This window comes from Nitrospiraceae bacterium (assembly GCA_035623075.1).
Classification (GTDB): Bacteria; Nitrospirota; Nitrospiria; order Nitrospirales; family Nitrospiraceae; genus DASPUC01.
Window position 1 is genome coordinate 16,936 of sequence record DASPUC010000027.1, and the last position, 20,566, is coordinate 37,501.

Consider the following 20,566-nt stretch of genomic DNA (forward strand, 5'->3'; position numbering starts at 1 on the left):
GCAGATTGTTGGAGAGAGACGGAAATCTTCTATTTCTTGTCTTTTTTGAGCACCCAGCTACTATCTTTTGCAATGTGAGAATTCTCGCCACAAGGCTCAGACCCCCGGTTACATCGTCTGAAGCTGGTCCTATTCCATCCATCCGTCTTGATGATGCCTCTCAAGGCTTTCTGATCATTTGCGCACTGGCCATTTTCGCACCATTATTTGATGGGGGGACCACGCATTTCGCCGTCATGATTATTCGGCTACTAATTACTGCCTTAGCAGGTCTTGGGCTTTATCAGATGGTTCAACAAGGTCGATGCGAGCCAATCATGGATCGGGCTTGGACACCCTTGGTGTTGTATCTTGGTCTCGCTGTCTATTCCATGCTGAGTTCTCCTTACAGGCATCAAAGCCTCCAGTGGCTCATTATATTATTGAGCTACAGTGCGCTGCTCTACCTGCTTGTCATGTTTCTGACCAAGTGGGCACATATCTCAATGTTGCTTGGTCTCTTGGTCGTCATGGGATATGCTGAATCAGCGCTATCGTTCACTCAGCTTTGGCGAGGGATTGAGCGGCCCACGGGCACATTCTTCAATCCGAACTTCCTAGCAGGGTATTTGGTATCGGGATGGCTCATCGTGCTCGCTCTTTTCTGCTATCTGCCGATCCATCGACTATGGAGACGAACGAATCGATTGAAACTCTGCTCAATCTTCGCTCAGCCGCTTTGGGCTTTGATCGGTTGGGTCGGGCTTACGCTCGCCATTGTCTGGACTGGGTCCCGGGGGGCTGTGTTATCTGCTTGTGCGGGAGCTATCGTGGTCGTGGGATTACGATTCGGTCGTCGTGGAGTTGCTGTTCTTTTCTTCCTTCTACTTCTGCTGGCCGCGATTCCTAATTCGACGCGCGAGCGTTTCTACACGGAACATGTGTCAAACCCTGTTGCTTATGCACGGTGGCAGATGTGGCAGGGAACGCTTTATATGATGGCAGATCATCCAATGGGTATTGGGTTGGGATTGTACCAATATTTCTATCCACGATATGCGTTCCCTGTCGATCAGGCGATCGCGCGATACGGGAAAACAGCGCAAACTCCTCACAATGAATATTTGCAAATGGGAGTTGAGCTCGGAATTCCGAGCCTGGCTATCTTTGCTTGGGGGCTTTGGGTAGTTGGGCAGCATGTGAGGTGGGTTTTGAATCAGCGACTCACGCGAGATCAGCGGCGCATCGTTGTTGGGGTCGCGGGGACAATAGTGGCACTACTGGTTCATGCCGCGGTGGATTCTAATCTGCACGAACCAGCTCTTGCCATTATGCTTGTCTTGTTCGCTGGGATCATCATTGTCTGTCGGCGGTTACTGCAGCAGCAAGCCACATCCCCTGTCGCCGAGAACGCACTTCGAGTGACACCGATCTGGGGATGGCTAGGCTCCGCGATCATTCTTGTGGCGATCATCGGTATCGTTCGCCTAGGCACAGCCTGGATGTGGTACGAAAAGGGGGAAGAACTCCATAGAAAGGGGAACATCGCGGATGCAACTCAGTTTTATCGCACTGCGATCCTTCTTGATCCAGGGAAAGCCCTCTACCATAGTGTGTTGGCTGCAGCGCAGTGTTCGTTGTATGAGCGCGAGCAGGACACGGCCCGCGCTGTCGACTGCATGAAAGAACTTAAGCAGGCAATTGCTTTGAATCCTGTTGATGGACGTTTAGTAGGCCTCCTTGGGCGAGTGCATGGGCGATTTGCCAGCTTGGCCTCGCGGGATCAGACACGAGAGCATGAACAGCTCTTGCTAGGAGTGTCGGCATACGAAGAAGCCATGAAGCTAGAACCTTTTAATGCAGTCTATCGTTTTGAGTGCGGTCTGCATCAGCTAAAGCTTGGAGAAGTCGAGAAGGCGGAGTCTCTTGTAAAAAATGCAATCGAGATTGAACCGAACTTCTTGCCAGGACGTGTGTGGCTTGCGAAGCGGTATGCTCAATCCGGTCGGCTAGATCTTGCTGCACGTGAGTATCGCGAGGTTTTCGAACGAGAACAGCGGTATGTTGGTTGGAACAAGAGTTCTCTCGAAACACAGTTCCTCACTGCCGATCCCGGGGAACTAGCGGCATTCTTAGATGCCCGCAGGGGGGCAACGTGAAGCGAGGTGGGCGGCAAGTTTCTTCTCTGCTAATGATCCTTCTTCTCGGTTGGGCCATTATTGCTTCGCTCCAAAGCCTTGAGCAATATCGACCAGAAGAGATTCGAGCCCAAGAGCTTGCGTTCCTACCAAAGGGAAGTGTCTTGAGGGTAGCGGTACTTGGGTACCGGCATGTGGCGGCAGACTTAATATGGCTGAAGGCCGTCCAATATTTTGGCGAACAGAAACAAACCATGACTGGGTATCGATGGGCATATCATACGACCAACGTTGTGACGGATTTGGACCCGCAGTTCATTCTGGCGTATTACACGGGTGGCACTGTCTTAGGAGTTTGGGCTGGCCTGCTCGACGAGAGTGTTGCTCTATTGAAAAAAGGAATACAGCATAACCCTCAGGATTGGCATCTTCCGTTTCTCCTCGGCTACGACTACTTTTACGAACTTTGCGATCCGACGAATGGTTCACAATATCTTCAACTGGCCTCCGCTCTTCCCGGAGCGCCGCCATACTTGGCAAAACTGGCTGCGCGACTGGCCGTAGAAGCCGGAGATCCGGACGCTGCGTTGGAATTCTTGGTGAGATTTCGGCAGCAGGTCGGTGATGAGCGCATTCGCGAAGCGCTTGCGCGGCGCATAAAAGAAGTAATGACGGAGCGAATCATCCGGTCGCTGGAGAAAGCGATCAGTCATTTCAAAGTTCACTACGGCCGGTTGCCGGAAACCTTGGATGAGTTAGTGGCCGTGGGAATTATCGACGAAGTTCCGATGGACCCGCTCGGAGGACAGTACATTCTTAAGTCGGATGGAGTGGTGATAAGCACTGCGCTCAAGGAACGGCTCCGCCTCTACAGAAAGGTCGCGTGTAACAGTGGCTTACCGAGTCCGATGGAGCAAGGGTACTGAGTTATGGATATCCTCTCAATCGAAGGATTGACGAAACATTACTCTTCGGGATGGCCCGGTCGTCCACCCCTCGTTGTTCTATCCGGTTTATCTTTTTCGGTAGCGGCGGGTGAAATCTATGGGTTCCTTGGACCGAATGGCGCAGGGAAAACCACTACTCTGAAGATCTTGATGGGGTTGATGCGGGCGAACAGCGGAACGGCGAAGGTGTTTGGATATGCGGCAGGAGATATTCGTGCCAAACAACGAACAGGTTTTCTCCCTGAATCACCCTACTTCTACGATTATTTGACCGCAGAAGAGTTTCTCGGATTTTATGGGCGCTTAGCCGGGATCAATCGGAGCGAGCTTTCGGGGAGAATCATACAGATGCTTCAACTCGTCGACCTAACGGAAGCGCGACACCGTCAGCTGAGAAAATTCTCCAAGGGAATGCTTCAACGAGTCGGCCTCGCACAGGCTCTCATCCACGATCCCGAACTCATCGTTCTCGACGAACCGATGTCGGGCTTAGACCCCATCGGACGTAAGCTCATCCGCGATGTGATACTAAACCTCAGAGACCGGGGGAAAACGATTTTTTTCAGTTCTCACATCATCCCTGATGTGGAGATGATCTGTGATCGAGTCGGAATCATCATGAAGGGGAAGTTATTAGCGACAGGCAGAGTTGATGAGTTGGTTCGTCGAGATCATGTTCAGTCCGTAGAAGTGGTCTGTGAAGGGGTGGAAGTGAATAAATTGTCAGGGATCGAGCCGTTCGCCTCGCGTGTGAGGCAGCAAGGACGGCAGTCTTTGATCATACTGCAACAGTCTCACAACCTTGAGCGGGTATTGGCAGAAATCCGAAAGCACGGGGGGCACCTTATTTCAGTAACCCCACAGAAAGGAACTCTTGAGGAGCTGTTTCTGAATCCATCATGCTCTCTTTCTGAGGTGGGAGGCTAACGATGTGGAGTATCGGAGTCATCTCCCTCAATACATTCCGCGAGAATCTCCGCGACAAGATTCTGTACAACCTTCTCTTTTTTGCCGTGTTTTTGATTGGGGGAGCGATCGCCCTTGGCGATCTCACCGTGATGGAACACGACAAGATCATTTCCGATATCGGCTTGGCTTCGATCAATTTGATAGGGATTATTATCGCCATCTTTGTGGGTACTGGCTTAGTGAGTAGAGAAATCGACCGGCGAACCGTTTATACAATTATGGCTCGCCCCATCCACCGAGTGCAATTTCTCCTGGGCAAGTATCTAGGACTGGTGGTGACCTTGGTGGTGAATGTGGTGATTATGCTGATTGTTTATCTGGCAACTCTCTGGTCCGGGCATGTTCCAATTCGGAGCACTGTGTTTCAAGCTGTCCAGCTCATGCTGGTGGAAATGTTAGTGATCACGGCAGTGGCATTAATGTTTTCAACGTTCAGCACGGCAACCCTCAGTGCAATTTTCACGATCGGAGTGTACATCGTCGGTCATCTGACGGAGGATCTCAAAGCCATTGCAGAGAGGAGTCCGAGTGCCACGATTAAAGGTCTTATGAGCGGTCTGTACTATATCTTTCCCAATCTTGAGATGCTGAATATCAAAGGACAAGCGGCATCAGGGATCTCCGTATCGATTGCATTTCAATCGATGGCAACAGTGTACGGATTGTTATATGCAACTCTCCTGCTCGTCGGAGGCTGTTTGATTTTTCAGCGTAGAGATTTCTGAATCAGCACTGTGTTGGTTTTGCGTCCGGTGTAGTGGTCCCTCGCATCGCTGGTGCCCTTGCCAACGGGCATCAGTCGTCCCCAAAGGGGTGTTTGGAGCCTAGGGCAATCGTCTCAGCCGAGTGATGGTTCTGGATTTGGACTGAGCCGGCCTGTGATTGTCTTTTGTCCCGCCGATTTCCTGAACCATCACGAGATGGTCGTTCGAGTTTCAGCCGTGGCTCAGCCAATTTTCTCGGAATGTTTTGAGACATTTGGGTTTAGAGGTAAAATTTCAGAACGACTTGAATCGAAAGAAAGGATTCCACGATGAAGATTGAGAACGGGCATTTCTTGATTACAGGTGGAAGCGGGTTTATCGGCGCGTACGTAGCCGAACTGCTTCTGAACCACAAGGCATCCAGAGTGGTGCTTTTTGACAAGGCCCTGAACGAAAGCAATGTCGCCGAGGTCCGGAGAGATGCGCGGGTGAACCTTGTCGAGGGAGACCTCCTGAACCAGGATGCGTTGAAACGGGTTTGTCAGGGAATAAATGGGATTTTTCACATGGCCGTACTCCCGCTTGGGCCTTGTGACAAGGATCCTCAGCTGGCATTTGAAGTCAATATTCGAGGTACGTTCGCCATCGTTCAGGAAGCGATCCGTGCAGGAGTCAACAAGTTCGTATATTCGTCAGCCTCATCCGTGTACGGGGATACCCTTGAAGTGATGAATGAGCAACATCCATTCAACGCTCGAAGCATGTATGGCGTGACGAAACTGTGCGGCGAACTGCTTCTCCGTCCGTTCGAGTCGAAGCTTCCCTACGCAGTCGTGCGATATATGAATGTCTATGGGCCTCGGCAAGTCGGAGGGTTGATCCCCGCGGTGTTAGGAAAAATACGCTCGGGACAAGCGCCCGTCATTAATGGAGATGGATCCGCATCGTTTGATTTTATACACGTTCGGGATGTCGCACGGTGTACCGTGATGGCCATGGCGAGTGACGTCAGCGGAGAAGCGTTTAACGTCGGGAGCGGAACAGAAGTGACGGTCAAAGAGATAACCGTGAAGCTGTTGGAGTTGTGCCGTTCGCTGCTTCAGCCCATATATCAGCCACAAGCGACTGGATCGATGACAAGGCGCGTAGGGAGTAGCGAAAAGGCGAAGCGGTTGCTGGGCTTTCAAGCACAGACCACCTTGCAACAGGGTTTGGAAGAATTGGCGAAGGGATCGTAATCGTCACATGTGCGGGATAGCCGGTATCTATAGTGTTGCAGGCAAGCCCATCGAGCCATTCGATATCGTTCGAATGTGTGATGCCCAAGCTCATCGTGGCCCCGATGATGCTGGCTATGTCTTACTTGCTCCGGTCAAGAAAAAACAGAAGCCTAGTTGGTGGGAGATTACCCCAACCGATCAATGTCGGGAATTTCCGGATTTGCAGACGCAAGAATTGAGTCATTCGAGAGTAGCCTACGGACGGCAACCGTATCGACTTGGTCTTGGGCATCGTCGGCTCTCCATTCTTGACCTCTCAACGGCCGGTCATCAGCCAATGGCCAACCGTGAGAAGACGTTGTGGATCACCTATAACGGAGAAATCTACAACCATCTTGAGCTGAAGAAGGAACTCGTCCGCAAAGGGTATGAATTCGTGTCGACTACGGACACAGAAGTCATTCTGTACCTGTACCAAGAATATGGATTGGATTGTATCGAGCGATTGAACGGCATATTTGCGTTCGCCTTGTGGGACGACCTGCGCGCCACACTGCTGCTGGCGAGGGACCGCTACGGAGTGAAGCCCCTCTATTACACGGAATGGAGAGGCTCATTGATGTTTGCATCGGAGATGAAGGCTTTTTTGGGGCTGAAGGACTTCCCTCGGCAGGTGAACCGTGCCGCTGTGAAAGACTACTTTACGTTCCAAAACACGTTCGGAGAGACGACGTTGTTCGACGGTGTGCATCTGCTCGAAGCAGGACACTACGTCGTCGTCAGTGAGGGCGGAATCACGCGACGGCGATACTGGGATTTCAACTTTGTTCAGATTGAGGATCTTGGAGAGAACCAAGCAAGGGAACGACTCGGATTTCTCTTGGAAGATACGGTTAAGCGACAGTTGATGAGCGATGTGCCGGTCGGGGCGTACTTGAGTGGGGGGATGGATTCTGCATCCATTACGGCATTGGCTTCTGCGAGCGTGCCTCGGCTCATGACGTTTACGGGGGGATTTGATCTCACCAATGTCTCGGGATTCGAGGCGGCGTTCGACGAACGGCGCGATGCCGAGGCGCTCTCAGCGTTATTCAAGACGGAACACTATGAGATGGTCTTCCACGCGGGAGATCTGGAATGGGCTCTACCCCGGGTCATCTGGTCAATCGAGGATCTTCGAGCCGGAATGTGCTATCCGTATTATTACACGGCACGGCTGGCCAGTCGGTTCGTGAAAGTGGTGTTGGCTGGAACAGGTGGAGATGAGATCTTTGGGGGGTATCCCTGGCGGTACCGGATGGCCTCTGGCGAGGATCAAAACCACGATGACTTTCTGGGCAGATATTTTGAGTATTGGAATCGGCTCGTTCCCTGCCAACAGCACACGAGCTTCTTTTCCACCGAGATGATCCATCACACCAGCGGTCATAATCCCGTTGAGAGTTTCCGCCGAATTGTGAATCAGGATCGCCAGGATCGTGATCCGATCAGGCGGGCGCTCTATTTTGAGGCGAAGACGTTTCTCCACGGGCTCCTCGTGATTGAGGACAAACTCAGCATGGCGCACTCGCTTGAGTCGCGAGTGCCGCTGCTTGATCATGCGCTGGTGGATTTTGTGACCACGTTGCCGACGAAGTATCTCATCAATCGCCAATGGGAGAAAAACCCGCACAGAGACGAAAACCTGTCAGGCAAATACCTGTTTCGGCGAGCGATGGAGGGGATCCTTCCGGATGCGATTCTGCTCAAACGCAAACAGGGATTCAGCGCTCCGGATCAGTCGTGGTATCAGGGGCCCCTCATGGCCTACATCAAGAGTATTTTGTTCGACCGTCGGACAAGGGCCCGAGGGTTTTTCCAGAACACATTTATTCAACGTGTCGTGGATGAACATTTGAACGGGAAAGTGAACCATCGGCTCCTCATCTGGAGCTTGCTGAGTTTTGAGTTCTGGAATCGTCTATTCATCGACGGTGAGGGGATTCCGGCATATGCAATTCCGCCTCGGAGGTAACGCCCAGCTTTTCTAGTGTACAGCGATTGTGTCATACCGATAATCCCAAACTGATATCAATCATGCACAAGACGGACAACGTTTCCATGGGAGTCAAACTCTGGCCGGAAGACCTGGCGGGCTTCACGCACCGTCTTCAACTGATCTGGGTATTGGCTCTTGATGAGCTTAGACGAACTTATGGGGGATCGCTTCTCGGTCTCAGCTGGATCATTTTGAAGCCTGTGATGCTCATCACCCTGTATACCGTCCTGTTCGGGTTCGTGTTTCAAATTCGCGGTGGAGCGGACCAAACAACCGGTGAATACATATTGGTGCTTCTAAGCGGCTTGCTGCCCTGGCAAATGTTTGCGGAGGCCTTAACGGCTGCGACCGGGGCCATTTCGTCGAACGTGAGTCTAGTGACGAAGATTCTGTTTCCGATCGAAATTCTTCCGGTCATCAAGGTCGTCAGCGCCACGGTGACAGGGTTGGTCAGTCTGCTGGTGTTTGTGGCGGTGCTGATTCCATTGCATCACCTCGGATGGGCCGTGCTCTTACTGCCATTTCTGCTGGTGGCCCAGCTGTTATTTACTGTTGGTCTCTCGTGGGTCCTTTCCGCCTTCAACGTGGCCGTGCGGGATACGAATCAGGTTCTTCCGTTCGCCTTGACCCTCGGGATGTTTCTGAGCCCGGTCGTCTATACCTCGGTCATGGTGCCGCACCCGCTTGCGGTGCTGTTCTCATACAATCCGATGTCGTATTTTCTTGAAGGATACCGAGCGATTTTCTTAACCGGCCAAAGTCCTCCTGTTGATGTATGGCTGCTCGTCGGCGGCTTGTCTGCTGCGACATGTCTCAGCGGGTGGTGGATCTTTGGTCGAATGCGGCTCTTGATAGCCGACTATCTGTAATCATCCGATATGCTGGCCATTCAAGCGAAGAACCTGACGAAGATTTATCGATGGTATCCGAGACGTACGGATATCGTGAAAGAATGGCTCACCTTCGGCCGAAGGTCCTACCACTTATTGCGAACCGCGCTTGACGATGTCTCGTTCGAAATCATGAAAGGCGAGAGCATCGGGGTGATGGGCTGTAATGGTGCCGGCAAGAGCACATTGTTGAAATTGCTGGCAGGGCTGTCCCAGCCAACCAGCGGAGTATTTGATGTCAGAGGACGAGTTGCTGCCTTGCTCGAGTTGGGCACCGGATTTCATCCGGATTATTCCGGAGCGGAGAACATACGCGTTAACGGCATGCTTCTCGGATTGAGTCGGGGTGCCATTGAACAGAAGTTTGATGCAATCGTGGACTTTGCCGAATTGCGTCACGTGATCGACCAGCCATTGCGGACCTATTCGACAGGCATGCAGGCGAGGCTGGCCTTTGCAATCGCGACGGCATTGGAGCCGGAGATTCTCCTCATCGACGAAGTGTTGGCTGTCGGGGACGCGTCCTTCGTGAATAAATGCATTCAGTTTCTCCAGCGTTTTCTCAATAGGGGAGGAACGGCCGTACTGGTTTCGCATAATTCGTTTCTGCTCAGCCGTCTCTGCAAGCGGGTCATTTGGATTGACCAGGGGAAGCTCGTGCAGGTAGGGGAGGCACATGCCGTATGCCGTGCGTACGATCTCTATGTGCGCCAGCGCGACCGGGCAAAGCAAAATACTCACAACCAAAGTGAGGGGGACCTTCGGTGGGGATCAGGAGAGATCCGTATTCAGTCCACATCGTTGCTGGATGGTGCCGAGCAATCCCAGTCAGCCTATGTGACCGGCGAAAAAATGGTCGTCCGTCTCACTTATGAGTCCACGCGCACTTTTGAGAATCCTTCTGTATACATCCTCATCACCAGGGAAGACGGATTGCTCGTGACGAGTGCCTTCTCCGGTGAGCCGGCGGTGGAGTTAGGGAATTTTTCCAAAACCGGAACCGTCGACATCGTATTTGATCCTCTGCTGTTGGGAGATGGGTCATACTTGGTTTCAGTCGGTATTTTCCCGAGGAAGGAAGGGGCTGAGTCCATCTACCGCCTCGATCCCTACGACCTCCATGAAAATGTATGCGAATTCACCGTGAAACGCCCGGATCGGCCCCTACAGACTGTGTGTGATCATCCGGTCAGCTGGTCCCATAAAGCCTCGCCTTGACCCGAATAGCTCTGGAACGGAGAAGAACGTATTGGAACGGGATTCTGTGAAGAAGTGGAAGTACTGTCACTGTGTACGCTGGCGCTCTTGCCTCTCAAGGCGCTCGGTCGAGGCCAAGAGTTGTATCCGCGTGTCCGATCGAAACGAGAAAGGGTGGTCGACTGAGTAATGGAATCTGCGTGTGCTGGTAAGAAGAAAACCCTCCTTTCTAAGCTTCTGGTGTGCCCATCCTGTCTCGGCACACTGGTTGAAGAACCCCAACGGTACGCGTGCGTCAACTGCCGATGCGAATTTCCGATTCGGGATGGTATTCCTCGCTTCCTGCCGGCACTGTCAAAGGATGAGCAACAGGTAAAAGAAGGATTTAACATCGCCTATCAGCATTATAGGGACTCCCGCTATCTCCATTTTACGCCTGCATTGGTCGACCAATGGCTGGAAAACGTGAATCTGCCCAAAGGGTATTTTCAGGGGAAGCTCGTGCTAGACGCCGGTTGTGGGTCCGGGCGATGGACCTATGCGATGGCTTTGTTGGGGGCCACCGTCGTCGCCGTCGACCTGACAGACTCCGGCGTCGCAGCCGCTCATGCTGCGACATCGGCGATGGACAATGTCGTCGTCGTGCAAGCCAGTCTCTTTCAGCTCCCGTTCCGCCAAGCAAGTTTCGATTTTGTCGTGAGCTGGGGCGTCATGCACCATACGCCGAATACCAAGGCGGCGTTTGATCGGGTCGCGCCAATGGTCAAGAAGGGTGGAACGTTCTATGCGATGGTATATGAAAAACACAACCCGTGGAAGTTTGTTTGCACGGATTTTCTCCGTCGGATCCTGCAACGGTTTCCAGAGCCGCGTCGATATGACCTCTGCCGCTATTTGATCATTAAAAATCGACATCTCTACTCCTTTCTTCAACGCCACCTCATTTGTGCAGCCTATCCTCCAAGTGGAGACCCATTGGCAATCTCAACGATTCATTACGGGCTCTATGATGCGTACACGCCCATGTACAATTTTCTTCATACGCGCGCTGAAGTTACTGCCTGGTTCCAAGAGCATCATTTCAATCAGATTACGTTGACCAAGCCCGTACGATTCACTCGGAAACGGGACATCAAATTGCAGGGAGAATGTGGAGGCGCGATCAACATGCGCGGAGTTCGCGCATGAAAGTACTCCATGTGGGGAACATCGCGAACAACGCGTACAACAACGTGAAATTCTTGCGTCGCAAGGGTGTTGAAGCCGACGTATTGTGTCATGACTATCGACACGTGATGGCTCAGCCGGAATGGGAAGATGCGACCTTTTCTGGAGTGGTCGACGAGTATGAGCCGGATTGGACGTCGATGGATCTGGGTAATTTTCGTCGACCCGCATGGTTCAAACAGGAAACGCTATGCAGAGGAGGGATTCTTCGGAAACAACTCTTCAAAGGGCAATTTAGGATGGAGCGCTTGGCCTTTCAATTGCCTACCTTGTGGTTTTGGCTCATGACCAAACATCTGGAATGCAAAAGGACAGGAAGTTCTCCGACCCCCCGCATGCTGGACCTCTGGAGCCATGCCTGCCACAGAAAGCGATTCGAAGAATGGTTTAAAGGGTACGATTTGATTCAGGCGTATTCGACGGATCCTATCGATGCGTGGATGTTTGCCGATGGCCGGCCTTATGTGGCGTTCGAGCACGGGACGATGCGGGAGATTCCCTTTGAGCACAGTGCGCGGGGTCGATTGTTGACCCTCGCCTACCGGCAGGCCGGCAAGGTGGTGATCACGAATCCCGACGTCGTCGCTGCAGCCCAACGCCTCGGCTTGAAAAATTTCCTGTTTATTCCGCACCCCGTCGATGAAACGAAGTATCGCCCGCTGCACACATCGTTGCGCGAGTCGCTGGTCGATCGTTACCAAGCTGATCTGATTCTTTTCGCTCCCTCGAGGCATAACTGGGCTTTGAAGGGAAATGATGTGGTGCTCAAGGCGTTCGCCCGGTGCATAAAGTCTTTCCCGGGACGATTAATCTTGATTTTGAACGAGTGGGGCCAAGAGGTGGAAGAATCGAAGGCCTTAATCGAGACACTCGGAATCGGCAGCCGCGTCGTCTGGACTCCGCCGCTGAACAAGATGATGCTGATCGAGTACTACAACGCGGTTGACGTGGTTTTGGATCAATTCACCATCGGGACATTCGGCACCGTGACACCTGAGGCTATGGCGTGCGGGAAGCCGGTCATGCTGCACTTTTCCCGCGAAGTCCATGAATGGTGCTATGGCGAGATGCCGCCGGTGGTCTCGGCAAGGACGGAGGACCAGATCTTCGACCGGCTCATGGAATTGCTGAGTAGTCCGGGTCACCGCGCGGCCCTTGGGCAAGCCTCACGGGAGTGGGTAGAAAAGTATCACGGATGGGAATTGGTGGCGGATCGACACATTGAAGTCTATCGCGAGTTGCTACAACGATGAGCAGGACTCAGCAATGGCTCAAGTTGGCCGGAGAGTGTGTGATCCTTCCGTTTTTCGTCGTGATCGTCGTGTGCGTGTGCTGGCCTTGGGTGGCTGTGAAACAAAGAGGGAAAGAAGCCGGGTACAAGCCAAAGATTATTTGGGGGCCGACGCCGATCATCAATATCGCAACGAACGCGGCCGCCGATCGGCTCTACGGGTATCAAAGCGACACGCTCGTCTATCGGCCCTACTATATTACAAATGAATTTACGTTCAATTTGGAGCGGTGGTGGAAACATAAGCTACTTGCTCTTTTTATTCCCTGGGGCGTGTTCATTTGGGCTGTGTTTCGGTACGACATCTTTCAACTGTATTTTGACGGGGGATTTCTGAACCGAACCATCGGGAAGCGGCTGGAGTTTCCGTTGTTGAGACTACTGGGGAAAAAAGTGGTTGTCTCTGCCTATGGAGCGGATGTCCGTACGGAATCCAAGACACGTGCACTGGGAGCGTACAACTGTTGTCTCGATTGCACACAGCGCCTGATCGCCTGCATTTGTGACGACGCGAAGGCCCAGAAGAATCTGGTGCATGTCCATCGCTACGCACATGTTACGTTGTCGATGGGCGATATGACCGAATACACACCGGGAAGCCGCAACGACATGTTTTACTGGGCGATCGACTTGAAAAAGTGGCCGTATGTGGGTGTTTCCCTCTCGAGCCGACCAGTCCGCATCGTGCACGCGCCGAATCATCCCCAATTTAAGGGATCGCGGTTTCTGTTTGAGTGTGTCAGGGAGCTCAAGGCGGAAGGGTATCCCGTAGAACTTGATGTGGTGACAGGCATGAGTCATGCCGAGGCGATGGAAATCTATAAGAGAGCCGATATCGTCGCTGATCAGTTTCTCATCGGGTGGCATGGGAATTTTGCGGTTGAGGGAATGGCGCTGGGAAAGCCCGTCGTTGCGTACATTCGGAAACCCGAGTTGTACCTTCCCAAGGGTCTAGGATGTCCGATCGTCAGTGCGAACCCCGATTCTCTGAAACAGACATTGGTGTCGCTCATCGAGGATCCGGAGCGGCGTCGGGAACTGGGAGTCCAAGGCCGTCAGTATATCGAGCAGGTATTTTCGCTTGAGCGCGTTGGAGAACGAATGACCCGTCTCTATGATCAACTGGGATTTGCAAGACCAATGATGGAGGGAGTGCGATGAAGATTGTGGTGACCGGTGCGACAGGTTTTGTCGGCGGGCAGGTTGTGAGACGCCTCATGTCGGATCATGAACTGTATTGCGTGACACGCAAGGGAGGCGCATTGCCGGTCCATCCACAGGTTCACCGGGTGGAGCAAGATCTCGTGACGATCGATGCGGGGGCGCTTCCGAAGTCTGTCGATGCCATCTTGCATTTGGCCCAGTCACGACAGTTTCGGAAATTTCCCGATCAGGCGAGGGATATTTTCAAGGTGAATACCGACTCCACCCTGCAGCTACTGGAATATGGCCGCCAAGCGAAGTGCAGGGTCTTTGTATACGCATCGTCAGGGGGGGTCTGCGGGTATCTGCCACGGCCGATTGTCGAAACTGATCCGCCTCAAATCATCAATTTTTATCTGGCCTCAAAGTACGCCGCAGAATGCCTGGTGAATTCGTATGGAGACTTCTTTGCACCCATCAATCTCCGATACTTCTTCGTGTATGGAGAAGGGCAGAGAGATATGTTCATGCCCGGATTGGTGACCAGAGTGCTGGAAGGTTCGCCCGTCACCACAGCGGGCAAAACCGGTGTTTCCATGAATCCCGTTCACGTGTCCGATGCGGTCGAAGCGACGGTACGAGCTATGGATCTCGCGCGCGGGGAGACCATAAACGTAGCGGGAGGGGAGACAACCACCGTCTATGATTTGGCTGAACTGATCGGGCAGGTGACCGGCCATGAACCGCAGTACCAGTATGAACCGGACAAGGGGTCCTTGGCTATGGTCGGCAGTATCGAGAACATGAAGCAAAAACTCGGGGTGACACCGAAAATCACGCTCAAGGAAGGCATTGAACGCCTTGCCAAAGATGTCATGGACGAGAGATCGGCAAAATCTCGATGAGAGTGTTGCATTGCCCGACAGACACGGGAGGAAACGCGTGGGGGTTGTCACGGGCCGAACGGAAGCTCGGCATCCAAAGCGACGTCATGGTGCGTCGTGCGGACGCTCGGCAGTACCCTCACGATATCGACCTTCGGCTTCGGTCGGGGTGGTGGCCGTCAAGGTTCTATCGATTGACCAGGTTTCTCATGCGTGCCGCTCGCGACTACGACGTGTTTCACTTCAACTGGGGTATGACCATTATTGACCATTGGCTCTGGAATGTGAATTGTCTCGAGCTGCCTCTGCTCAAACGGTTGGGTAAGCGTGTCGTCGTGACCTTTCAGGGTTGCGATGCCCGCATGAAAATATGGAGTCGAGAGCACCTCGCCACATCGGCGTGTCGGGAATGCGACGTGGCTTGGTGTACAGAGCAAGTGGATCAGATTCGACAACAACGAATCAAAAAAATATTCTCCTATGCGGACCAAGTTTTCGCTCTCAACCCCGATCTGCTGCATTTTCTTCCGGGAGCGGAGTTCTTGCCGTATGCCAGCGTTGATGCCAGAGAATGGGTGCCGTCACAGAGAAGCTTTGACGGGAACGGCCGAACACAACCCCTCAGAATTCTTCATCTCCCTACTAATCGGAGCATAAAGGGCACGCGGTATGTCGAGGCGGCTTGTGAACGGTTGCGACGAGAGGGTATCGCGATCGAATTGAATGTGGTGGAAGACGCTCCGCACGCCGGCATGAAAGAACTCATTGAGGCAGCTGATGTGGTCGTCGATCAACTTCTCATCGGATGGTACGGAGCGGTGGCGGTGGAAGCCATGGCACTGGAGAAACCGGTGTTCTGTTATCTCCGCGAGGAAGACTTAAAACGGTTCGTTCCATTCCACGAGCAGATCCCGATTATGCGCACCACGAAAGAAACGCTTGCTGACGACCTGCGCACGTTTCTTCTGAGACGAGCGGAAGGGCATGACATCGGAGCAGCGGGGCGTGCGTTTGTGTGCCGGTACCACGATCCGCTACAGATTGCACGCCGAACGATCCTCGCCTATGAGAAACACGTTTCTCGAGGCTGATCATGCGAAGCAACGATCCCGGCTCGTAACCCCTCAAGGAAAGTGTCTCCTCACATGACCACCATGAAAGCAACTGGTGTTTCAGCGCGACGTAAAATCATGCTGCTGACGGTCGGGCTGGAAATCGGAGGGACAGAAGGGCAGGTGATGGAACTCGCCTGCCGCCTGGACCCGACACGTTTCGCGATTGTGGTCTGCGGCTTAAAGGGAGAGGGGACGATTTCGCAGGAAATGCGACGGCGCGGCATCCGTGTCATTACGCTCGGCGGAAGAGGAAAACTGGACGTCCGCGTGTTCTGGAGGCTCGGCCGAGTCCTGATGCAAGAACGCCCCGATGTTATTCATGCGTTCTTGTCCCCGGCGAATTTTGCCTGCTGTGTCATGGGGTCTTTGCTGAGGATTCCGGTACTGATCCTGTCCTATCGGGATCTAGAAGTGTGGAAACGATGGCCTGCCATCCTCATTGACCGTATGATGGTCCGAAGGGCTCATGCCACCACCTGTTGCTCGGAGGCGGTTAGGCAGTTTGCGCTCGCGAACTTCCACGTACAGGAGGATCGTATCATCACGATCCACAACGGGATCGATGTGGAGCGTTTTACTCGCCCACGCGTCACGAGCAGGGCAAAAATGAAGTTGCGCGACGACACTGTAGTCATCGGCACTGTATGTCGCATCGAGGAGCCGAAGAAAGGCTTGTCGGTTCTCCTGGAAGCCATGAACCATCTGCTCAACTCCACTCCGCCGACCGACTGTCAACTCGTCATCGTCGGAGAGGGGCCGGCGTTGCCGCGGTTGCAGCGGCGGTGTGTCGAATTGGGGATCTCGTCCAGCGTGGTATTTGCTGGTGTCCATCGCCATGTCGAGGAGGTCCTTCCGCTCATGGATCTGTTTGTCATGCCTTCGCTGTACGAGGGCTTCGGAATTTCCTTGATTGAGGCGATGGCGGCCCACCGGCCGGTGGTCGCAACGGAAGTGGGGGGAATCCCGGAGGTCATCGTTCACGATCAGAGTGGACTTGTGGTCGCACCTGGGGATCACGTGGCACTTGCGGAGGCTCTCATGCGGCTAATGGGCGATTCGACATTGGCCAAGAAACTGGCGGACGGTGGTCAGGCGAGGGTCCAAGAGCGATTTTCGATTCAGGCTGCAACCAGACGTCATGAACTTCTCTATGAACATCTTCTGGCTCGGCAGGTCCCTTCGAACTTTGAGAACAGTCCCGTGACCAAGAAGACAGATCCTGTCATCGAGATGCGGTAGATACATGCTGCTCCTGATACTCACCGGCATCCTCGCATTCACGATGGCCATCTACGGCGTCCCATTGGCCCGCCGCGCGGCGCTCAAATACGGCATCGTGGATGCGCCCGACGGAAATTTGAAGCACCAGAGAGAACCGGTGCCCTATTTCGGTGGACTGGCGATCTACATCGCCTTTCTGATGAGCCTGGTCTTTACGTTTGAGTTTCGCCATGACGTGCTCGGCATCATCCTGGGTGGAACCATTGTTGTGATGTTGGGGCTCATCGACGATTTTGGAGTCTTGACGCCCGCCACGAAACTAGTTGGACAGCTTCTGGCGGTATTCGTGTTGATCAAAAGCGGGATCAAAATCGAAATCGCCGCCTTACCCGATTGGCTGGATTTGGTTTTGACGATGTTTTGGATGGTTGGTCTGATCAATGCGTTCAACCTCTTGGACATCATGGATGGACTTTCAGCTGGCGTGGGAGCGGTGAGCGCGAGCTGTCTGCTCGTTGTCGCCATCTTGCAAGGAGATCAGACCATCGCGTTCATGCTGGCAGCCTTGATCGGAAGTCTGGTGGGCTTTCTTCGGTATAACTGGCAACCCGCTACCATTTACATGGGCGATACAGGCGCCATGTTCATCGGCCTGTTGCTTGGCGCGATGACGATGATCGAGCAATATCCTAGTTCTCATCCCGTCTCGCTCTTAACTCCCGTGTTTATTTTGGGGATTCCCATTTTCGATACGCTGTTTGTCATGTACATTCGGTACATGCGGGGACTTCCCGTCTTCTGGGGGAGTCCGGATCATATCGCGATCCGTTTACGACACTGGGGCATGTCGGTCCCGCAGATTGTCATGACGAGCTGTGTGGCCACTGCGGTGGTGGGAGGCATCGGCTTATTGATGTTGGTCACGAGCCAGGAGGTCGCGTGGAGTTTATGTTTCGGGACTATAGGAGTGTTGCTTTGCCTCACACTTGTCTTGCGAAAAGTTGATGTGAGGAAGCCACCTCAGCCTGCCGTGGCGATTGGTCAGGGAAACGGGACGAGGGCTGCATGATCGTCATCGTCGGTGCAGGGTTGGCGGGCCTCAGCACAGCCTACCACCTTTCCGGTCTTCCATATCGACTGTTTGAAAGAGAGGAGGAAATCGGCGGGCTGTGCCGTTCGTATCGAAAAGATGGATTTACGTTCGATTACACGGGACATCTGCTCCACTTTCGCCAAGCCGAAATCAAAGCCTTAGTCGAACGCCTACTCGCCGGAAAACTGGCAAAACATGCCAGGCGATCCTTCATCTACTCCCACCGAACCTATACGGAATATCCGTTTCAGGTGAATACGTTCGGGTTGCCGCCTGAGGTAATCCGGGAATGTCTCATGGGATTTATTGCGACATTGACGCGGCCTATGTCGTCCATCTCCCCTGAGGACCGTACGTTCAAACAGTGGATTTTGGAGAACCTTGGCGAAGGCATGGCGAAGCATTTCATGGTGCCGTTCAACGAAAAACTCTGGCAGGTCTCATTGGACGAACTGACCTCCGATTGGGTCTCATGGCTCGTGCCGAAGCCGGAACTCAAGGATGTGATCAACGGCGCCCTGGGTATCAAGGACAAAGCGTTTGGCTACAACCCTTCGTTTCTCTACCCGACAACGGACGGAATCAGAGTCTTGCCGGATTCGTTTTTGCCGGGCATTACTGCAATCCGAAACAGCATGGAACTGGTGGAAATCGACACGAAGCGTCGGTGCGCATCCTTTGACGATCGGCAGCGCGGTAAGAGCATCCAGGAACATTACGAGTCTCTGGTTTCAACGATTCCGATTCCTGAACTGGTTCGTCGCTGTCGTGATTTTCCCGACCATCTGAAGGAAGCCGCACGAGGTCTTCGGTGGGTCTCGGTCTCTAACGTGAATCTCGGCGTGTCGCGGGACCGAGTGTCCGATAAACACTGGATCTATTTCCCCGAATCCGAATATCCCTTCTACCGGGCCGGATTCCCCATGAATTTCTCCGCCTCTTTAGGACGCCCCGGCTGTAGCTCGATCTATGTGGAGATCTCGCACCGGCCGAACGAACGTCAGCCTGCAGAAGAACTGATCAAGCAGGCACGCTCCGGCATGGAACGAACCGGCATCTTGCGGCCGGACGACGAACTCGTTGTGGCCGATGTCAAAGACCTTCATTACGCGTATGTCTACTTCGATCGCCATCGCGCGCGCACGGTGCCTGCCATCCTTGCTGAATTGGAGCGGCGAGGGATCTACTCGATCGGTCGCTATGGCCGCTGGGAGCACACCTCGATGGAGGATGCGATCAGCCAAGGGCAACAGCTCGCCGAGCGCCTCCGCGGCAAGGCCGATCAGCGCGCGTCTGCCTAAGAGAGTAGCGTGCATAAGGTCTGCCACATTATCACCAAGCTGGAGCTCGGCGGGGCGCAGCAAAACACGCTGTACACAGTTTCTCATCTGAACCGGACCAAGTTTCTCCCCGTGCTCATTACCGGCGAACCGGGCATTCTTGACGAGGAAGCCAAAGCCCTGCCGGGTGTGACGTTCCTTCAAGTGCATTCCTTGGTTCGAGAAATCCGTCCTCTTAAAGATTGCCGTGCCCTATTGAAGCTGACGAACATCCTCAGAAAGCTCCGGCCAATGGTCGTCCATACACACAGTTCGAAAGCGGGAATTCTCGGCCGAATGGCGGCTCAGCTGGCCGGCGTTCCCATCGTGATCCACTCGATTCATGGGTATGGGCTGACACCGGTTCAACATCCGCTGGTTCGTCGTATGCTCTTGGGATTGGAGCGTTTGGTCTCAAAGAAGACGACGCGCTTCTTTTCGGTCTCGGAAGCGAATCGCCGACAAGGCATCGCGTGGGGGCTCTTCTCGTCCGATCGCTGTGTCGTGATTCGGAGCGGAGTGGACTTCAAAGCGTTGCGGGGGACCTCGGTCGACAAGCCAAGCAAGAAGCGTGAGCTCGGACTCGATCCGGCTCGACCGGTCGTCGGTGTGGTCGCACCGATGAAGCCTCAGAAAGCACCGCTGGATTTTGTCAGAGTAACGGCACTGGTTCGCCAGACGCATCCCAATGTCCAATTCGTGATGGTCGGTGATGGAGAACTTCGTCCGGCCGTTGAACGGGAATGCACGAAACTCGGATTGAACCAGTCGTTGCATGTGTTGGGCTGGCGGCGGGATGTCGCTGAGATCCTGCAATGTATGGATATATTTGTCTTGACTTCGCTCTGGGAGGGCCTTCCGCGGGTCTACCTTGAAGCCTTGGCTCTGGGAGTCCCTGTCGTAGGGACGTGGGTGGATGGCGCGGATGAAGTCGTCAAAGATGGCGTGAACGGGTTCTTGCTGGAGCCTGGTGATATCGCTGGAATGGCTGCCAAGGTGCAACTGCTTCTCTCCCACCGTGTGTCGCTCTCTCAATTAGACCAGTCATGGCTCGAGAAAGAGTTTGATATCCGTGAAATGGTGCGCCGCCAAGAAGAGGAATATCAGCATCTGATCGAGAGTCTATCGTCAGATTGACCGAAATGCCCATGTCTTTTGAGGCCGCTCTCATCGAGAAAACGGCGTTCCCCC

17 protein-coding genes are annotated in these 20,566 nt (G+C 53.6%); all 17 read left to right on the forward strand.

Translation table 11 applies throughout. The annotated features are described in order from the left end of the window. Window positions 1–317: 317 nt before the first annotated feature. The 17 genes from VEI50_09445 (at window position 318) to VEI50_09525 (ending at window position 20,512) form a co-directional block, all read left to right on the forward strand. A complete protein-coding gene (locus VEI50_09445) occupies window positions 318–2,138 on the forward strand; it encodes an O-antigen ligase family protein (protein HXX75341.1) in 1,821 nt (606 codons plus the stop codon). A gap of 32 nt (window positions 2,139–2,170) precedes the next feature. Next, entirely contained in the window at window positions 2,171–3,043 is an 873-nt protein-coding gene (locus VEI50_09450; protein ID HXX75342.1) for a hypothetical protein, read from the forward strand. A gap of 3 nt (window positions 3,044–3,046) precedes the next feature. Next, complete coding sequence (locus VEI50_09455) at window positions 3,047–3,991, forward strand: ABC transporter ATP-binding protein (GenBank protein HXX75343.1); 945 nt, start codon at window positions 3,047–3,049, stop codon at window positions 3,989–3,991. A 2-nt stretch (window positions 3,992–3,993) separates the two neighbouring features. Further along, entirely contained in the window at window positions 3,994–4,758 is a 765-nt protein-coding gene (locus tag VEI50_09460) for an ABC transporter permease subunit (protein HXX75344.1), read from the forward strand. Window positions 4,759–5,066: 308 nt separating this feature from the next. Beyond that, the gene (locus VEI50_09465) at window positions 5,067–5,975 is read left to right on the forward strand and encodes an NAD-dependent epimerase/dehydratase family protein (protein ID HXX75345.1); all 909 of its coding nucleotides are present in this window, start codon (window positions 5,067–5,069) and stop codon (window positions 5,973–5,975) included. Between the two features lie 7 nt (window positions 5,976–5,982). Continuing rightward, window positions 5,983–7,971 (forward strand): asparagine synthase (glutamine-hydrolyzing), encoded by a 1,989-nt coding sequence (asnB, locus tag VEI50_09470; GenBank protein ID HXX75346.1) that lies wholly within the window; start codon window positions 5,983–5,985, stop codon window positions 7,969–7,971. 86 nt (window positions 7,972–8,057) lie between these two features. Then, window positions 8,058–8,864, forward strand: a complete 807-nt coding sequence (locus VEI50_09475; GenBank protein HXX75347.1) for an ABC transporter permease — start codon at window positions 8,058–8,060, stop codon at window positions 8,862–8,864. A gap of 9 nt (window positions 8,865–8,873) precedes the next feature. Continuing rightward, entirely contained in the window at window positions 8,874–10,103 is a 1,230-nt protein-coding gene (locus tag VEI50_09480) for an ABC transporter ATP-binding protein (protein ID HXX75348.1), read from the forward strand. A gap of 168 nt (window positions 10,104–10,271) precedes the next feature. Further along, entirely contained in the window at window positions 10,272–11,270 is a 999-nt protein-coding gene (locus tag VEI50_09485) for a methyltransferase domain-containing protein (protein ID HXX75349.1), read from the forward strand. Further along, on the forward strand, window positions 11,267–12,562 hold the full coding sequence (locus VEI50_09490; protein HXX75350.1) for a glycosyltransferase: 1,296 nt from the start codon (window positions 11,267–11,269) through the stop codon (window positions 12,560–12,562). The genes VEI50_09485 and VEI50_09490 overlap by 4 nt, the downstream gene beginning before the upstream one ends. Continuing rightward, on the forward strand, window positions 12,559–13,761 hold the full coding sequence (locus tag VEI50_09495) for a glycosyltransferase (GenBank protein HXX75351.1): 1,203 nt from the start codon (window positions 12,559–12,561) through the stop codon (window positions 13,759–13,761). Before VEI50_09490 ends, VEI50_09495 begins: the two co-directional genes overlap by 4 nt. Beyond that, window positions 13,758–14,648: an NAD(P)-dependent oxidoreductase gene (locus VEI50_09500; GenBank protein HXX75352.1), complete on the forward strand. Its 891-nt coding sequence runs from the start codon at window positions 13,758–13,760 to the stop codon at window positions 14,646–14,648. The genes VEI50_09495 and VEI50_09500 overlap by 4 nt, the downstream gene beginning before the upstream one ends. After that, entirely contained in the window at window positions 14,645–15,718 is a 1,074-nt protein-coding gene (locus VEI50_09505) for a glycosyltransferase (protein ID HXX75353.1), read from the forward strand. The genes VEI50_09500 and VEI50_09505 overlap by 4 nt, the downstream gene beginning before the upstream one ends. A 54-nt stretch (window positions 15,719–15,772) precedes the next feature. Continuing rightward, on the forward strand, window positions 15,773–16,981 hold the full coding sequence (locus VEI50_09510; GenBank protein HXX75354.1) for a glycosyltransferase: 1,209 nt from the start codon (window positions 15,773–15,775) through the stop codon (window positions 16,979–16,981). Between the two features lie 4 nt (window positions 16,982–16,985). After that, window positions 16,986–18,032, forward strand: a complete 1,047-nt coding sequence (locus tag VEI50_09515; GenBank protein HXX75355.1) for an MraY family glycosyltransferase — start codon at window positions 16,986–16,988, stop codon at window positions 18,030–18,032. Then, window positions 18,029–19,357 carry an FAD-dependent oxidoreductase gene (locus tag VEI50_09520; protein HXX75356.1) on the forward strand — a complete coding sequence of 443 codons (1,329 nt, stop codon included), beginning with the start codon at window positions 18,029–18,031 and terminating at the stop codon, window positions 19,355–19,357. The genes VEI50_09515 and VEI50_09520 overlap by 4 nt, the downstream gene beginning before the upstream one ends. 9 nt (window positions 19,358–19,366) lie before the next feature. Then, window positions 19,367–20,512, forward strand: a complete 1,146-nt coding sequence (locus VEI50_09525) for a glycosyltransferase family 4 protein (protein ID HXX75357.1) — start codon at window positions 19,367–19,369, stop codon at window positions 20,510–20,512. The last annotated feature ends 54 nt before the right edge of the window (window positions 20,513–20,566 follow it).

Coding starts and splice junctions, on each gene's coding strand:
- VEI50_09445 (HXX75341.1), top strand. CDS start 318: ATGGATCGGGCTTGGACACCCTTGGTGTTGTATCTTGGTCTCGCTGTC.
- VEI50_09450 (HXX75342.1), top strand. CDS start 2,171: ATGATCCTTCTTCTCGGTTGGGCCATTATTGCTTCGCTCCAAAGCCTT.
- VEI50_09455 (HXX75343.1), top strand. CDS start 3,047: ATGGATATCCTCTCAATCGAAGGATTGACGAAACATTACTCTTCGGGA.
- VEI50_09460 (HXX75344.1), top strand. CDS start 3,994: ATGTGGAGTATCGGAGTCATCTCCCTCAATACATTCCGCGAGAATCTC.
- VEI50_09465 (HXX75345.1), top strand. CDS start 5,067: ATGAAGATTGAGAACGGGCATTTCTTGATTACAGGTGGAAGCGGGTTT.
- asnB (HXX75346.1), top strand. CDS start 5,983: ATGTGCGGGATAGCCGGTATCTATAGTGTTGCAGGCAAGCCCATCGAG.
- VEI50_09475 (HXX75347.1), top strand. CDS start 8,058: ATGGGAGTCAAACTCTGGCCGGAAGACCTGGCGGGCTTCACGCACCGT.
- VEI50_09480 (HXX75348.1), top strand. CDS start 8,874: ATGCTGGCCATTCAAGCGAAGAACCTGACGAAGATTTATCGATGGTAT.
- VEI50_09485 (HXX75349.1), top strand. CDS start 10,272: ATGGAATCTGCGTGTGCTGGTAAGAAGAAAACCCTCCTTTCTAAGCTT.
- VEI50_09490 (HXX75350.1), top strand. CDS start 11,267: ATGAAAGTACTCCATGTGGGGAACATCGCGAACAACGCGTACAACAAC.
- VEI50_09495 (HXX75351.1), top strand. CDS start 12,559: ATGAGCAGGACTCAGCAATGGCTCAAGTTGGCCGGAGAGTGTGTGATC.
- VEI50_09500 (HXX75352.1), top strand. CDS start 13,758: ATGAAGATTGTGGTGACCGGTGCGACAGGTTTTGTCGGCGGGCAGGTT.
- VEI50_09505 (HXX75353.1), top strand. CDS start 14,645: ATGAGAGTGTTGCATTGCCCGACAGACACGGGAGGAAACGCGTGGGGG.
- VEI50_09510 (HXX75354.1), top strand. CDS start 15,773: ATGACCACCATGAAAGCAACTGGTGTTTCAGCGCGACGTAAAATCATG.
- VEI50_09515 (HXX75355.1), top strand. CDS start 16,986: ATGCTGCTCCTGATACTCACCGGCATCCTCGCATTCACGATGGCCATC.
- VEI50_09520 (HXX75356.1), top strand. CDS start 18,029: ATGATCGTCATCGTCGGTGCAGGGTTGGCGGGCCTCAGCACAGCCTAC.